The organism is Achromobacter sp. ACRQX, assembly GCF_022346505.1.
Taxonomy (GTDB): domain Bacteria; phylum Pseudomonadota; class Gammaproteobacteria; order Burkholderiales; family Burkholderiaceae_B; genus Achromobacter; species Achromobacter animicus.
This window is the reverse complement of the sequence record NZ_JAKRML010000004.1, coordinates 38,232-53,212: the sequence shown is the minus strand read 5'-3', so window position 1 is coordinate 53,212 and position 14,981 is coordinate 38,232. Positions and strand designations below refer to the sequence as shown.

14 protein-coding genes are annotated in these 14,981 nt (G+C 66.0%); 4 read left to right on the top strand and 10 right to left on the bottom strand.

The features are described from left to right. The first annotated feature begins 130 nt into the window (after positions 1-130). Positions 131-898, top strand: coding sequence for a phosphatase PAP2 family protein (locus MHZ91_RS05550; RefSeq protein WP_239212844.1), 768 nt, complete (start codon positions 131-133; stop codon positions 896-898). 193 nt (positions 899-1,091) lie between these two features. On the opposite strand, the gene MHZ91_RS05545 is transcribed toward MHZ91_RS05550, so the two are convergent. From MHZ91_RS05545 to queA, 8 genes are all read right to left on the bottom strand, one after another. After that, a complete protein-coding gene (locus MHZ91_RS05545) occupies positions 1,092-1,769 on the bottom strand; it encodes a VOC family protein (protein ID WP_239213004.1) in 678 nt (225 codons plus the stop codon). A 74-nt stretch (positions 1,770-1,843) separates the two neighbouring features. Next, a complete protein-coding gene (locus MHZ91_RS05540; protein ID WP_239212842.1) occupies positions 1,844-2,161 on the bottom strand; it encodes a helix-turn-helix domain-containing protein in 318 nt (105 codons plus the stop codon). After that, positions 2,158-2,526, bottom strand: coding sequence for a type II toxin-antitoxin system RelE/ParE family toxin (locus tag MHZ91_RS05535; protein ID WP_239212840.1), 369 nt, complete (start codon positions 2,524-2,526; stop codon positions 2,158-2,160). Before MHZ91_RS05535 ends, MHZ91_RS05540 begins: the two co-directional genes overlap by 4 nt. A gap of 161 nt (positions 2,527-2,687) precedes the next feature. Further along, on the bottom strand, positions 2,688-3,623 hold the full coding sequence (gene secF / locus MHZ91_RS05530; protein ID WP_175124534.1) for a protein translocase subunit SecF: 936 nt from the start codon (positions 3,621-3,623) through the stop codon (positions 2,688-2,690). 54 nt (positions 3,624-3,677) lie between these two features. After that, entirely contained in the window at positions 3,678-5,558 is a 1,881-nt protein-coding gene (gene secD / locus MHZ91_RS05525) for a protein translocase subunit SecD (protein WP_239212838.1), read from the bottom strand. Positions 5,559-5,669: 111 nt separating this feature from the next. Continuing rightward, entirely contained in the window at positions 5,670-6,014 is a 345-nt protein-coding gene (gene yajC / locus MHZ91_RS05520; protein ID WP_042794815.1) for a preprotein translocase subunit YajC, read from the bottom strand. Between the two features lie 232 nt (positions 6,015-6,246). Next, positions 6,247-7,383: a tRNA guanosine(34) transglycosylase Tgt gene (gene tgt, locus MHZ91_RS05515; protein ID WP_175186220.1), complete on the bottom strand. Its 1,137-nt coding sequence runs from the start codon at positions 7,381-7,383 to the stop codon at positions 6,247-6,249. Next, positions 7,380-8,438: a tRNA preQ1(34) S-adenosylmethionine ribosyltransferase-isomerase QueA gene (gene queA, locus MHZ91_RS05510; protein ID WP_239212836.1), complete on the bottom strand. Its 1,059-nt coding sequence runs from the start codon at positions 8,436-8,438 to the stop codon at positions 7,380-7,382. Before queA ends, tgt begins: the two co-directional genes overlap by 4 nt. Positions 8,439-8,667: 229 nt before the next feature. On the opposite strand from queA, the gene dacB reads away from it, so the two are divergent. Both dacB and upp read left to right on the top strand, forming a co-directional pair. Beyond that, complete coding sequence (gene dacB, locus MHZ91_RS05505) at positions 8,668-10,116, top strand: D-alanyl-D-alanine carboxypeptidase/D-alanyl-D-alanine-endopeptidase (protein ID WP_175124538.1); 1,449 nt, start codon at positions 8,668-8,670, stop codon at positions 10,114-10,116. Positions 10,117-10,400: 284 nt separating this feature from the next. Next, complete coding sequence (upp, locus tag MHZ91_RS05500) at positions 10,401-11,036, top strand: uracil phosphoribosyltransferase (RefSeq protein WP_175124539.1); 636 nt, start codon at positions 10,401-10,403, stop codon at positions 11,034-11,036. A 105-nt stretch (positions 11,037-11,141) separates the two neighbouring features. On the opposite strand, the gene cysG is transcribed toward upp, so the two are convergent. Both cysG and MHZ91_RS05490 read right to left on the bottom strand, forming a co-directional pair. Then, positions 11,142-12,551, bottom strand: coding sequence for a siroheme synthase CysG (cysG, locus tag MHZ91_RS05495; protein WP_239212834.1), 1,410 nt, complete (start codon positions 12,549-12,551; stop codon positions 11,142-11,144). A 115-nt stretch (positions 12,552-12,666) separates the two neighbouring features. Next, the gene (locus tag MHZ91_RS05490) at positions 12,667-13,248 is read right to left on the bottom strand and encodes an ANTAR domain-containing response regulator (protein ID WP_175124541.1); all 582 of its coding nucleotides are present in this window, start codon (positions 13,246-13,248) and stop codon (positions 12,667-12,669) included. A 418-nt stretch (positions 13,249-13,666) separates the two neighbouring features. Here MHZ91_RS05490 and MHZ91_RS05485 point away from each other — a divergent pair, with 418 nt between their 5' ends. After that, positions 13,667-14,965 (top strand): CmpA/NrtA family ABC transporter substrate-binding protein, encoded by a 1,299-nt coding sequence (locus tag MHZ91_RS05485; protein WP_239212833.1) that lies wholly within the window; start codon positions 13,667-13,669, stop codon positions 14,963-14,965. Positions 14,966-14,981: the final 16 nt, after the last annotated feature.

The following is a 14,981-nucleotide window of genomic DNA, read 5'->3' as shown; positions in this document are numbered from 1 at the left end:
AGGGGGAAAGGGCGGATTTTAACCCTTGCCCAAGAATTGTTTCTTGGACGCGCGCGCGTTGGCCGTTACGATAGCGGTCCGCGCGCCCGCAGGCGCCGGTAAAATCCCTTTTTTCTCCCGAGCGGCACCGATGAATTCCAATCGCCTTACGCCTCCGGCAGCCGCTCCGTCCCTCGCTGGCGGGACCGGTTCCGCAGTCCAGGACGAATACCGAAATCCGTACCCCGCGTCCGTGTGGGCGCTGCTGGCGTGCGCGCTGGCGCTAGCCGCCGCGGCGTGCGCGCTGTGGGTCGACCTGCCGCTGGCCATCTGGATCCAGAAATCGGTGTCGGAAGGCGTCGACCAGTCCTTTGAATGGGTGGGCGAGCTGGGCGAAAGCGGCCATTACATCGTCATGGCGCTGGCGTTCTACGTGACCGGCCTGGTGGGCCTGGCGCGCGGATGGCGCAATCCGCTGCGTGTCAGCTATGCCGCCATGGCGCGCGGCAGCTTGCTGATGCTGTCGACCATGGCGGTCGGCGGGCTGGTGGTGCTGGTGCTCAAACGCACCGTGGCCCGGGCGCGGCCGGAGTTGTTCTTCGAGCAAGGCATCTACGGGCTGGGCGAATCGTTTTCTCGCGCTCAGCAGTTCAATTCCTTTCCGTCCAGCCACACCTACGCGGCCTTCTCCGTGGCGGTGGTGTTGGGCATTCTGGCGCCGCGTTGGCGCTGGGTGTTCCTGCTGCTGGCGGCGCTGGTGGCGATCAGCCGGCTGGTGAACCTGGATCACTACCTGTCGGACGTCATGACGGCTGCCGGCATCGCCGTGCTGGTCGGGCACTATCTGGCCCCCCGCGTGCTGTGCAGCAAGTATCAATGGCCGCTGCGCGCGCCGTGGCGCTGGTGGAAGAAAGGCTAAGGCATCACCTGGACGCCAGAGAAGACCGCGGGAGGCAGATCATCCCGCGGTTTTTTTTCGTTCGTTGAAAGGCGTCGTCGCGAGGCATGGCGTACAGGGACGGATACTCCAGGGCGGCAGGCTGTGGATGCAACCAAGGCGTCCGGCCCCGGAAGCACCCAACGCGCGTCAGGTCACGGCTACACCGCAGGCGTCACGTCAGCAGCTTGATTCCGGACGGCGTTTCGATCTGCGCGCGCAGGCGGGGCGGGCCATCGGCCTGCTCGACGTCGATCAGGCTATCCGCACCCATCCAGGCGAGCCCCTGGCGCAGCAGCGAGGCGCGGGGGTGGCAGCCGGTCAGACGCAGCAGCCGCAGCGGCTGGCGCGGCAACGTCGCACCCGGCGTGTTTTCCACGTCCCATTGGATCAGCGTCGGCAGCAGGCCTTCGCCGGCCTCGTAACCGGCTTCGCGCCACGCCGGCAGGCTGCCGTCATCCGGCACGGTCAGGCGCCAGCGCAGGTCGCCGCGCGTCATGGCGATGGCGGGTGGCAGCCGGTTGGGGTGTTCGGCCTGCATGCGCGTCAGGTCCAGCGGCGCCTCCACGCGCGCGGCCCAATGGGCCAGGAATGGCCCTTGTTCGATGCGTGCGCGCACGTCGCCCTGGTCCAGCCCGAACCAGCGGGGGCGATCAGGCGCCGGCGCATCGGGATCGATGGCAATGACTTCCAGGTACACGCCGTCCGCCATGCCCAGCACCCGGTTATGGGTGCCCATGCGCGGATGCGCCCCGCCGCCCTGCGGCGTGATGCCGAGCAGGCCGGCAACATATTCGGTGCCGCTGGCGAGGTCCGCGGCGGCGATGACGAGGTGGTCGATGGAGAGTTTCATGAGGGGCATGGTAACGAATGCGCGCGCGTCTGTACGCGTGGGTCGCGGAGAAATCGATCTGATAAGCGCGAACGTCACGCAGCGACGGAGATGCCGGCCGCCTCTGGCCGACGTGCCTTGCGCACCCGGATTTCGACGCGCTGGTCCAGCGCAACCAGCGCCTGCATGACCCGTTCCAGAGAGATGTTCTGAAGCTTGTACCTCCGAATCTGAGACACCTTGGGCTGCGTCATCCCTGTTAGCACGGCGACCTCCCGCTGGTTCAAGCCGCGTTCGTCGATCAAGTCGTTGAATCGGATGGCCAATTGGACCTTGGCGGTGAGCTCCGCCGCGTCTTCAAAGCCGAGGTCGTAGAGCACGTTTTGCGTGCCGGAATTGTGGTGACGTGTCATGGAGCGCTCCGGGCCAGGTTTTGGCGAGCAATTGCCCGCTTGAGCCGGCGTGAAATGAGATCGAGGTCGCTTTGCGGTGTGCTGATGCCGGATCTGGATTTTTTCTGGAATGCGTGAAGGACATGGATTGCTGTGTCGATTTTCATTGCATAAGCGGTGCGGTAAGCATTGCCTCGCTCAGTGTCGACCAGTTCATACACGCCGGACCCCAGTCCTTTCATGGCCTTTGCGGCATCAGGCCAACGGCCGCATTGCAGGGTGTACAGCGACATCCCCATGCGCTTTTGCACGGGCACCGGGAATGTCTTGAAATCCTTTCTGGAAGATCCCTCCCAGAAAAGCAGCTTGGGTTTGTTCGTCCACATGAATATACCTGTTCGGATATATATATCAACCGCTCTTGCGGGGAATCGGACAAACTAACCGGGGTCACTGAAGCAGGCTATTCGTGCGAACCGCAAATTGCCGCACCCAAAAAGAAAAACCCGTCGCAAGCGACGGGTTTTGCATGTCAGCAGGCTGGCAATCAGGCGACTTCGCCTTCCTCGCCTTCCTTCTTGACCGGCTTGACCAGGTCTTCGCGCTTGACGCCCATCCACATGGCCAGCGCGGCGGCGACGAACACCGACGAGTAGATGCCGAACCAGATGCCGATGGTCAGGGCCATGGCGAAGTAGTGCAGGGTGGGGCCGCCGAAGAACAGCATGGCCAGCACCATCATCTGGGTCGAACCGTGGGTGATGATGGTCCGCGAGATGGTCTGGGTGATGGCGCTGTTGATGACTTCGTGCACGTCCGCCTTGCGGTACTTGCGGAAGTTTTCACGGATCCGGTCCATGATGACCACGGATTCATTCACGGAGTAACCCAGCACGGCCAGCACGCCGGCCAGCACCGCCAGCGAGAACTCCCACTGGAAGAACGCAAAGAAGCCCAGGATGATGACCACGTCGTGCAGGTTGGCGATGACGCCGGCGACCGCGAACTTCCATTCGAAGCGGAAGCCGAGATAGATCATGATGCCGATCACGACGACCAGCAGGGCCATCAGGCCGTTGTGCAGCAGTTCTTGCCCGACCTGCGGGCCCACGAACTCGACGCGGCGCAGTTCCACGCCCGAGTCGGCGGCCTTCAGTGCGGCCATGACGGTCTCGCTCTGCGTGGCGGACGTCTGGCCTTCCTGCAGGGGCAGGCGGATCATGACGTCGTGCGAGGTGCCGAAGTTCTGGACCTGGAAGTCGGTGTAGCCCAGCTTGGACACCACGCCGCGCACGTTTTCAAGCTGTGCGGTCTGGGCGTAGTTGACTTCCATGACCGTGCCGCCGGTGAACTCGATCGACAGGTGAAAGCCGCGCGTGACGATGAAGAAGACCGCCAGCAGGAAGGTGACGAGACTGATGATGTTCAGCACCAGCGCATGGCGCATGAACGGGATGGTGCGGTGAATCCGGAAAAATTCCATTTTTCGCCTTCGGTTCTTTTCTGTGGCGGACGGCCCGGGCCGTCCGCCCTATTTTCAGTTTGCCTTCGGCTTCCAGACTTCGCCGATGGAGATCGAGGTGAGCTTCTTCTTGCGGCCGTAGTACAGGTTGGCCAGCGCGCGCACGCCCACGACAGACGAGAACATCGAGGTCAGGATGCCCAGGCAGTGAACCACCGCGAAGCCCCGGATCGGGCCCGAACCGAACGCCAGCAGCGCCAGGCCCACGATCAGCGTGGTCAGGTTCGAGTCGAGGATGGTGCCCCACGCGCGTTCGAAGCCGTGATGGATGGCCTGCTGGGGTGTGGCCCCCGCGCGCAGCTCTTCCCGTATGCGCTCGTTGATCAGCACGTTCGAGTCAATGGCCATGCCCAGCGTCAGTGCGATAGCCGCGATACCGGGCAGCGTCAGCGTCGCCTGCAGCATGGACAGCAAGGCCAGCAGCAGCAGCACGTTGAAGGTCAGGCCGATCGTGGAGAACACGCCGAACAGGTGGTAGTAGATGATGATGAACGCGGCGATGGCCAGGAACCCGTACAGCGTCGAGTAGAAGCCCTTCGAGATGTTGTCGGCGCCCAGGCTCGGGCCGATGGTGCGTTCCTCGATGATGGACATCGGAGCGGCCAGCGCGCCGGCGCGCAGCAGCAGTGCGGTGTCGGCGGCTTCTTCGGACGACATGCTGCCCGAGATCTGCACTTGGCCGCCCGCGATTTCGCCGCGGATGACAGGCGCGGTGACCACTTCGCCCTTGCCGTTTTCAAACAGCAGGATGGCCATGCGCTTGTTGATGTTGTCGCGGGTGACGTCGCGGAAGATGCGGGCGCCCTTGGAATCCAGCGTCAGGTGGACGGCGGCCTGCTGGGTCTGCGAATCGCGGCCGGGCTGGGCGTCCTGCAGGTTTTCGCCGGTCAGGATGACCTGGCGGCGGACCAGGATGGGACGGCCGTCGCGGTCGTTGTAGCGCTCGAGACCGAACGGGACGCTGCCACCCAGCAGCGCGGCCTGCGCGGCGGGGGAGTCGTCGACCATGCGGATTTCGAGCGTGGCGGTGCGGCCCAGCAGTTCCTTGGCCTTGGCCACGTCCTGCACGCCAGGCAGTTGCACCACGATGCGGTCCGAACCCTGTTGCTGGATGACCGGTTCGGCCACGCCCAGTTCGTTGATGCGGTTGTGCAGCGTGTTGATGTTCTGCTTGAGCGCGGAATCCTGCACGCGGGTGACGGCGGCCGGGTCCAGGGAGGCCAGCAGCAATTGCTTGCCGCCTTCTTCGCGTTCGGTGAACTCCAGGTCCGGCAGGCGCGAGCGCAGCGTCGAGATGGCGCGGTCGCGGTCGTCGGTGTTGGCGAAGGTGGCGGCGATGCTCTGGCCGGAGCGTTCAACGCCGGCCACAGGAATCTTCTGGTCGCGCAGCACCGAGCGCACGTCGGCGGACAACGAGTCGTAGCGGGCGGTCAGGGCGCCCTGCATGTCGACCTGCAGCAGGAAGTGCACGCCGCCGCGCAGGTCCAGACCCAGGTACATGGGCTTGGGCGCGAACCAGCCCAGCGCGCGCATCCAGGGCGGCGAGGCCGGCAGCAGGTTCAGCGCCACGGTGTATTGCGGGTCGCCGGGAACGGTATTGAGCGATTTTTCGATCAGGTCGCGGGCCTGCAGCTGCACGTCGGTCGACGGGAAGCGGGCGCGCACGGTGCCGAGCGTGCCGTTCAATTCGAAATAGGCGCCTTCGTTGGGGATCTTGGCGTCGGCCAGGATCTGTTCCACGCGGGCCAGCACGGCGGTGTCGACCTTGACCGTGGCTTTGGCGCTGGACACCTGTACGGCGGGGGATTCGCCGTAGAAATTGGGAAGCGTGTACAGCAGGCCAATGAGGACCGCGACCAGGACCGTAATGTACTTCCAGAGGGGATAGCGGTTCATTGCCGGCTACTTCATTTAAAGAGATGAAAGGGCCGCCCGAGCGGGTGAGCGCGGCGGGCGGCGGTAGGCGCCTTCAAGGACAAGAGCCCCGTTGGGGCTCTTCTGGGACGCTTACAGGGCCTTGATGGTTCCCTTGGGCAGAACGGTCGAGACCGACGACTTCTGCATGATGACTTCGACGGGCTTGTCGGCCAGTTCGGAGACTTCGACGGTGACGTAGCTGTCGTTGACCTTGGTGACCTTGCCGAGCAGGCCGCCGGCGGTGACGACTTCGTCACCCTTGGCGAGGGCCGCGATCAGGTTGCGGTGTTCCTTCTGGCGCTTCATCTGCGGACGGATCATCAGGAAATAGAGGATCACGAACATCAGGATGATGGGCAGCATGCCCATCAGCGCATTGCCTTCGGGGGCGGCGGCCTGGGCCACGACGAGGCTGGCGGTATCGATAACGGACATTGAATTCTCCTGCGTTTGAGTCTGTTTGGGTTTATCGCTATGTTTTTAATGCGCCCATCCCCGCGCGAGCCATGGATAGGGCAAGCCGACTATTGTATAGAGGTTATCGCCCGCCTTTAACCAGGATGTCATCCCGGGCGTCAAGGCGGCTTCCGCTTGCAGCGCCGACCTGCCCGGACAAATGGGGGCGAAACCTGCCGGTAAAAGCCCCTGGCGGGGCTTTTTTAACCGGCTACTCGATGCCGCGGGCGCGGTCCGCGGCGAACTGGGCGCGCCAGGCGTCAAAGCGGCCTTCCGCAATGGCCTCGCGCATTTCTTGCATGATAGTCAGATAGAAGTGCAGGTTGTGCAGCGTGTTCAGGCGCGCGCCGGTGATTTCGTTGGCGCGCTGCAGGTGGTGCAGGTAAGCGCGCGAGAAATTGCCGCAGGTGTGGCAGCTGCAGCTCGGGTCCAGCGGGCGGGTGTCGTCGCGGTACTTGGCGTTGCGGATCTTCACGTCGCCAAAGCGCGTGAACAGCCAGCCGTTGCGAGCGTTGCGGGTGGGCATGACGCAGTCGAACATGTCGACGCCGCGGCTCACGCCCTCGACCAGGTCTTCGGGAGTGCCCACGCCCATCAGGTAGCGCGGAGCCTGGACGGGCAGCTTGGGCGTCACGTGCGCCAGGATGCGCATCATGTCTTCCTTGGGCTCTCCCACCGACAGGCCGCCGATCGCGTAACCATGAAAGCCGATGTCCTGCAGTCCGGCCAGGGACTCGTCGCGCAGCGACTCATACATGCCGCCCTGCACGATCCCAAACAGCGCGTTCGGGTTGCCCAGGCGGTCGAATTCGTCGCGGGAGCGCCGCGCCCAGCGCAGCGACATGCGCATGGAGCGCGCGGCTTCCTCGACGGTGGCGGGACGGCCGTCGATTTCATAGGGCGTGCACTCGTCGAACACCATGACGATGTCGGAATTGAGCGAGCGCTGGATGCGCATCGATTCCTCGGGCGTGAGGAACAGGCGCGCGCCGTCGATGGGCGAGGCGAACTTCACGCCTTCCTCGGTGATCTTGCGCATGCCCTGCAGACTGAACACCTGGAAGCCGCCGGAGTCGGTCAGGATGGGCTTGTCCCACTGCATGAAGCCGTGCAGGCCGCCATGCTTTTCCATGATTTCCGTGCCGGGGCGCAGCCACAGGTGGAAGGTGTTGCCCAGCACGATCTGCGAGCCGACTTCCTTGAGCTCGTGCGGCATCATCGCCTTGACGCTGCCGTAGGTGCCCACCGGCATGAAGATGGGGGTCTCGACCACGCCGTGGTTCAGCGTGATGCGGCCGCGGCGGGCGCCGCCGTCGGTGGCGAGCAGTTCGAAGTTGAGTCCGGTCATGAGGCAGGGGTTTCGATGAACATGGCGTCGCCGTAGCTGAAGAAGCGGTAGCGCGCGGCGACGGCGTGGGTGTAGGCGCGGCGGATGGGCTCGACGCCGGCCAGCGCCGACACCAGCATCAGCAGGGTCGACTGGGGCAGATGGAAGTTGGTGACCAGCGCGTCCACTACCCGGTACTGGTAACCGGGGGTGATGAACAGACGCGTGTCGCCCTGGGCGGGGGCCAGCGGGACGCCGGGGGCGGTGCGGCCCTCGGTCTGCGCGGCGGCCGATTCCAGCGCGCGCACGCTGGTGGTCCCGACAGCGATCACGCGTCCGCCCTTGGCCCGGGCCGCGGCAATCGCGTCCACGGTGGCCTGGGGAACGGTGAACCATTCGGCGTGCATGACGTGGTCGGCCAGGTTGTCCACGCGCACGGGCTGGAAGGTGCCGGCGCCCACGTGCAGGGTGACGAAGGCGCGGGCCACGCCCAGGCCCTCCAGGCGCTCCAGCGTGGGCTGGTCGAAATGCAGGCCGGCCGTGGGGGCGGCGACGGCGCCGGGTTCGCGCGCGTAGACGGTCTGGTAGCGGTCGTCGTCGCCCGCGTCCGCGGCGTGCGTGATGTACGGCGGCAGCGGCGTCGCGCCGTGGGCGTCCAGCAGGTCGAGCACGGGGCCGGGGAAGCGGATGTCGAAGAGTTCGCCTTCGCGGCCCAGCACCGTGGCCTCGAAGGCGTCGGCCAGGCGCAGCACCATGCCCGGGCCGGGCGACTTGCTGGCGCGCACGTGCGCCAGGACGCGGTCGGGTTCGGTGATGCGTTCGACCAGCACCTCGATCTTGCCGCCGGTGATCTTGTGGCCCGGCAGACGCGCCTTGATGACGCGGGTGTCGTTGAACACCAGCAGATCGTTGGGCCGCAAGAGGGAGGTCAGGTCGGCGAACTGGCGGTCATGCAGCTGGCTGGCGGCGTCCAGGTGCAGCAGGCGGCTGCCCGTGCGCTCGGCGGCCGGCGTCTGCGCAATGAGCTCGGGCGGCAGTTCGTAGTCGAAATCGGAAACGGTGAAGGACTGGGTCACGCGGGTATCTGGAGCAATGGGATCGGCCCTGCAAATGACGAGCCATGCCGGTTGGGCGGGCTTGGGGCAACCGCATATTGTAAAGGGGACGGTTAATAGGGGCGGATCGGCGTCCCGCGCAGATAAATACGCCGCCAAAAGGCCCCGAGGGCCGCCCCGCGCCGCCCGTAACTGTTCCAGGTTTTGTATGCTCTCGGTTTTGCTGGACGAGCAACCAGGTGGGCGAGGCATGACGGGACAAGTGATCAGGCGGGTGGGCGGACTGAAGCAGTGGCTGGCCGGCGGTGTCCTGGCCTTGGCCGCGTGCGCTGCCTTTGCGCAGGTTCCCGGGTTGCCGCCCGACGTGGTGAAGGCCTGGAAAGCCAGCAAGCTGCCAGACAGTTCGCTGTCGCTGGTGGTGCAGGAGGTGGGCGGCCCGCGGCTGGTGGCGCTGAACGCCAAGGAGGGCCGCAATCCCGCGTCCGTGATGAAACTGGTCACGACCTGGGCGGCGCTGTCCGAACTGGGGCCCAATTACGTCTGGCGCACCGAATTCATGACGGCGCCCGGCTCGCGCCCCGACGCCAAGGGCGTGCTGACCGGTCCGCTGTACCTGCGCGCCGGGGGCGATCCGCAATTCCTCATGCAGGATCTATGGACACTGCTGCGCGAGCTGCGGCTGCGCGGCGTCAAGCAGATCAATGACCTGGTGATCGACCGCAGCATCTTCGGCCAGGTGTCGATCGACCCCGGCGCGTTCGATGGCGCGCCCGACCGGGCCTACAACGCCAGTCCTGACGCGCTGATGGTGGGCTTTGGCGCGCTGCGGCTCCTGTTCACGCCGGACCCGGTCGCCAATAAGTGGGTGCCGCTGATCGACCCGCCGCTCCCCGGCCTGAAGATCGAAGGCCAGGTGGAGTGGAGCGACATCCGCTGCCCGGGTCCGCCGGTGGTCACGACCGATCCCGTCATTACCCAGCAGGGCGTGACCATCCGCGTCAACGGCAAGGTGGCGGGTTCGTGCGGGGAGTTCAGCCTGTATCGCCTGGCGCTGTCCCAGCCCGAGTACGCCACCGAGGTCTTCCGCATGCTCTGGAAGGAACTGGGCGGCACGTTCAAGGGACAGGTCCGGTCCGGCATGGTGCCGGCGGACGCGGTGGTGCTGGCCTCGCATGATTCGCCGACGCTGGCCGAGGCCATCCGCCAGATCAACAAGCGCAGCAACAACGTCATGGCGCGCACCCTGCTGCTGACGCTGGGCGCCGAGCGCGGCCGCCGGCCGGCCACCGTGGCCAGCAGCGAAGAGGTTGCCAAGCAACTCCTGGCCAAGCAGGGGCTGGACATGCCGGAGCTGGTCATCGACAACGGCGCCGGCCTGTCGCGCGAGGCCCGGGTGTCCGCGGACAGTCTGGCGTCGATGCTGACCGTGGCCTGGAATTCGCCGGTGATGCCGGAATACATTTCGTCCTTTGCGATCGCCGGCGTGGACGGAACGGTGCGTCGCCGCCTGAAGGGCAACGGCACGCTCGGCATGGCGCATCTGAAGACCGGCTCGCTGCGCGACGTGCGTTCGATCGCCGGCTACGTGCTGGGGGCGAGCGGCAAGCGCTATGTGGTCGTCAGCATCGTCAACCATGAACAGGCTGGCGCGGTCCGAGCCTTCGACGACGCCTTGATCTCCTGGCTCGCCGAACAATGAATGTAGGCCCCCACGCCGCGCGCACGTTGTGCGCTAGCTGCCCCCCGAGGGGGCTGCCCCGCCTTGGGGCGGCCCGAAGGATGGGCCCCCACGCCGCGCGCACGCTGTGCGCTAGCTGCCCCCCAAGGGGGCTGCCCCGCCTTGGGGCGGCCCGGCGGCGGGGCGGGCTTAAAACGTTTACGATCCTCCCGTATGGCCGCGACGGCGAAAGGCAAGCGCGCCGCGCCTCGGCCGCCTGAGGCCAAAAGAATTCTGACCAACAAATACTCTGGAGAGTTACGCACATGCCCGTGCACGAAATCCGCCATCCGCTGATCCGCCACAAGCTCGGGATCATGCGGCGCGCCGACCTCAGTACCAAGAGCTTCCGTGAACTGTCGCAGGAAGTGGGCGCGTTGCTGACGTATGAAGCGTCCAAGGACCTGCCGCTGGCGCCCGCCACCGTCGAGGGCTGGTGTGGCCAGGTCGAGGTCGAGAAGATCGCCGGCAAGAAAGTCACCGTGGTGCCGATCCTGCGCGCCGGCATCGGCATGCTGGACGGCGTGCTGAGCCTGATTCCGGGCGCCAAGGTCAGCGTTGTGGGCGTGGCCCGCAACGAAGAGACGCTGGAAGCCCACACGTATCTGGAACGCCTGGTCGGCGAACTGGACCAGCGCCTGGCGCTGATCGTTGACCCCATGCTGGCGACGGGCGGCTCGATGGTCGCCGCCATCGACCTGCTCAAGCGCGCCGGCTGCAAGGAAATCCGCGCGCTGGTGCTGGTGGCCGCGCCGGTGGGCATCGACGCCGTGCTGGCCAAGCACCCGGACGTGCACATCTACACCGCGTCCATCGACGACGGCCTGAACGAGCACGGCTACATCATGCCGGGCCTGGGCGACGCGGGCGACCGCATCTTCGGCACGCAGCAAAAGGGCTGAAAGCAAAAGGGCTGAAGACGCGTTGCGGCCGGTTCCCTTCCCGGGATCGGCCGGAACCCGACCGCACAGCGGCCCAGGACCGCGCGCGGTCAGCAGGTCAGGTTTTCACGCCGTAACCGCCGGCTGTCCCAGGTGCTGGCCGAACCAATGCAACTGCGGCGCCAAGCCGGCGACCTCGCCCACGATCAGCAGGGCGGGGGACCGGACGGCATGTTCCCGTGCCAGTTCCGGCAGTTGCGCCAGCGGACCCGACACCACACGCTGTTCGGGCCGGCTGCCGTTTTCGATGAGCGCGAACGGCGTCTCGGGCGAACGGCCATGGCGCAAGAGGCGCTGGGTCAGCAATTCAAGCTGGCCCACACCCATATAGAACGCCAACGTCTGTTTTTCGCGTGCCAGCGCGGGCCAATCCAGGTTGTCTTCATCTTCGCGGCAATGCGCGGTGATCAGGCGCACCGATTGCGCGTGCTCACGGTGCGTCAGCGGAATGCCGGCGTAGGCGGCACAGGCCAGCGCCGCCGTAATGCCCGGCACCACTTCGTAGCGCACGCCGTGCGCGCGCAGAAATTCCAGTTCCTCGCCGCCGCGGCCAAAAATGAATGCATCGCCACCTTTTAGCCGCACCACGCGGCGGCCGGCGTGCGCGTGTTCGACCAGCAGCGCATGGATGCGCGCCTGCGTCGCGTGATGGTTTTCGCCGGGCAGCTTGCCCACCGACACGCGTTCGGCGTCGCGCCGGGCAAGCGACATGACCTCGTCGCTGACCAGGCGGTCGTAGAGGATGACGTCGGCCTCGTTCAGAGCGCGCAGGGCCTTGAGCGTCAGAAGACCGGGGTCGCCGGGGCCAGCGCCAACCAGCACCACGCTGCCCTCGGCGGGCGCGATGGGCGAGGCCAGCGCATCGGCCAGCGCGGCCTCGGCCTGCGCCGGTTGTTGCTGGCGCAGGAATCCCGCGACCGGGCCATCCAGCAACCAGTCGTAAAAGCGGCGGCGCGCGCCCAGGTCAGGATGGCTGGCGCGGATGCGTTTGCGGTAGGTGGCCGCCAGGCCGGCAAGCTGGCCCAGCGTGTGATCGAACAGCGATTCAATGCGCTCGCGGATGCGGCGGGCCAGCACGGGGGCCACGCCCGACGACGAAATGGCGACGATGACCGGCGACCGGTCGACGATGGACGGCACCTGGAAGGAGGACAGCTCGGGGTCGTCCACGACGTTGGTGAATATGCGGCGCGCTTTCGCAGCCTCTGAGACCGCGGCGTTGACCGCGCGATCGTCGGTGGCGGCCACGACCAGCCACACGTCCTGCAGCCAGGCGGGGTCGAACGGCCCCGGCAGATGGCGGATACGGCCCTCGGCCGCAAGGGCCGCCAGGGTCGGCGTCAGTTCGGGCGCGCCCACGACCACATTGGCACAGGCCTCCAGCAGCGCGAGCGTCTTGCGTTCGGCGACGGCGCCGCCGCCAACAACGAGTACCAGCCGGTCTGTCAGATCGGCAAAAATCGGGAAAAGCTTCATGAATGCCAGCCTCGGGCGTACCCGGCTCAATGTGGGTCGATGATAGGGACGGGTTCTCATCCCCACAACTTTTGATTTCTTTATTTCATATAGCCATAACTTATTTGGCAGCGTGTCAGGCGCTGCCCAGCCATTGGCTCATTTCGACGACTTCGCGGGCGACTTCGCCCAGCCGTTTCTGGCTTTGCATGGCGCGCTCGCGCAGCAGCCGATGCGCGTCTTCCTCGGAAACGGCGCGCGTCTTCATCAGGATACCCTTGGCCTTCTCCACCCACTGCCGGTCCGCCAGGCGGAGCTGGGCCTCGCGCAGTTCCTCGCGACGGGTCTTCTCCACGGCAAAGCGCTCGATCGCCACGGTCAGCAGCGGTTCGATGCGCGCGGCCGGCACATCGCCCACCACATAGGCGGCCACGCCTGCGCGTAGCGCCGTGCGGATGGTCTCGCGGTTGTCGTTGTCGGTGAACATCACGACTGGCCGGTCGCTGTACGAACTGGCGACGCAGATGTTCTCCAGTGTGTCACGGCCGGGGGCGTCGCTGTCGATCAGTACGACGTCGGCGGCGGACTGCGCGATGCTGGCGGCCAGGTCGGCGCCCGGGGCCACCTCGGCGACGACGTGCACGCCCGCTGCGGCAAGCGTTTGCCGCAGCGACGCCGCGCGTCCTTCGCCATCGTTGAGCAGCATGACCTTCAGCATGAAACACCCCCTGTCTGCTTGCTGATGCAAGTTCCATGCCATGGTTGCCGCACGCGGCGGCGGGTGCCTGAGCACGGTGGCGGGGCGCGCGCCGCACAGCGATGGTGCGCTGCGGCATCGATGTGCGCACCAATATGGCTCCGCCCCTGATTCACGGCAGCACGGCGCTGACGCCGCGGAATCGCCGCAGCGCCAGCGCCCGCGCGGCCCGCAGGGCGGTTGGCATCTTTCCGGGAAAAACTGGCACAGCGATTGCTTAAGTGAAAACGGGGCGGCCAACGGCGGTCGCCCGACGCAACACGCCGCGACACGCGGCCAGGGACAACGACGTTCCGCTGCGCCATCGGATCCAGATCCGTGGCGCGCGGGACGTTTTTTTTTGCCGCCATTTTTTCCGTCACCTCGCAAGGAACCCTCCATGACGCTCATGACCCGCAGTTCCTCGACCGTCACCGCGCCCGCCGACGCGACCGCCAACGCCAGCCGCCGCAAATGGCTGGGCGGAACGGCGCGCGCGGTAGCCGGCGCCGGCCTGCTTTCGCTGGTCGATCCGCTGGTGCGCGCCGGCGCATGGGCCGCCGGGACAGACGCGCCGGAAAAGACCGAGGTCAAGATCGGCTTCATTCCGCTGACCGACTGCGCCTCGGTGGTGATGGCGTCGGTGCTGGGCATCGACAAGAAGTACGGGGTCAAGATCACGCCGTCGAAGGAAGCATCTTGGGCCGCCGTGCGCGACAAGCTCATGAACGGCGAACTGGACATGGCGCACGTGCTGTACGGCCTGGTCTACGGCGTGCACATGGGCATCGGCGGGCCGAAGAAGGACATGGCCGTGCTGATGAGCCTGAACCAGAACGGTCAGGCGATCACGCTATCGAACAAGCTGCTGGAAGCGGGCGCGCGCGACGGCGAATCGCTGGCCAAGCTGATGGCGGCCGACAAGCGTGAATACACCTTCGCGCAGACCTTTCCGACGGGCACGCACGCGATGTGGCTGTATTACTGGCTGGCCGCGCATGGCATCAATCCCATGAAGGACGCCAAGGTGATCACCGTGCCGCCGCCCCAGATGGTGGCGAACATGCGGGTGGGCAACATGGACGGCTACTGCGTGGGCGAGCCCTGGGGGGCGCGCGCCATCATGGACAAGATCGGCTTCACCACGGTGACGTCGCAGGGCATCTGGACCGACCACCCCGAAAAGGTACTGGGCGCCAGCGCCGACTTCGTGAACCGCAATCCCAATACCGCGCGTGCGGTCACCGCCGCGATCCTGGAAGCCGGCAAGTGGATCGACGCGTCGCCCGAGAACCGCCGCAAGACGGCCGAGACCATCGCCGCCAAGTCCTACGTCAACACGGATGCGGGCGTCATCGTGGACCGCATGCTGGGGCAGTACGACGATGGCTTGGGCAAGAAGTGGTCGGACGCGCACGCCATGCGCTTCTATGCGGACGGCGCCGCCAATTTTCCGTACCTGAGCGACGGCATGTGGTTCCTGACGCAGCACAAGCGCTGGGGCTTGCTGAAAGAGCATCCCGATTACCAGGCGATCGCCACCCAGATCAATCGCGTCGACGTCTACAAGCAGGCCGCGCAGGCCGCGGGCGTTGCACTGCCCGCCAGCGAAACGCGTACGTCCAAGCTGATCGATGGTGTGGTCTGGGACGGCAGCAATCCGGCGGCGTATGCCGACGGTTTCAAGGTCAAGGTCTGATGGCCACCACCAAAGG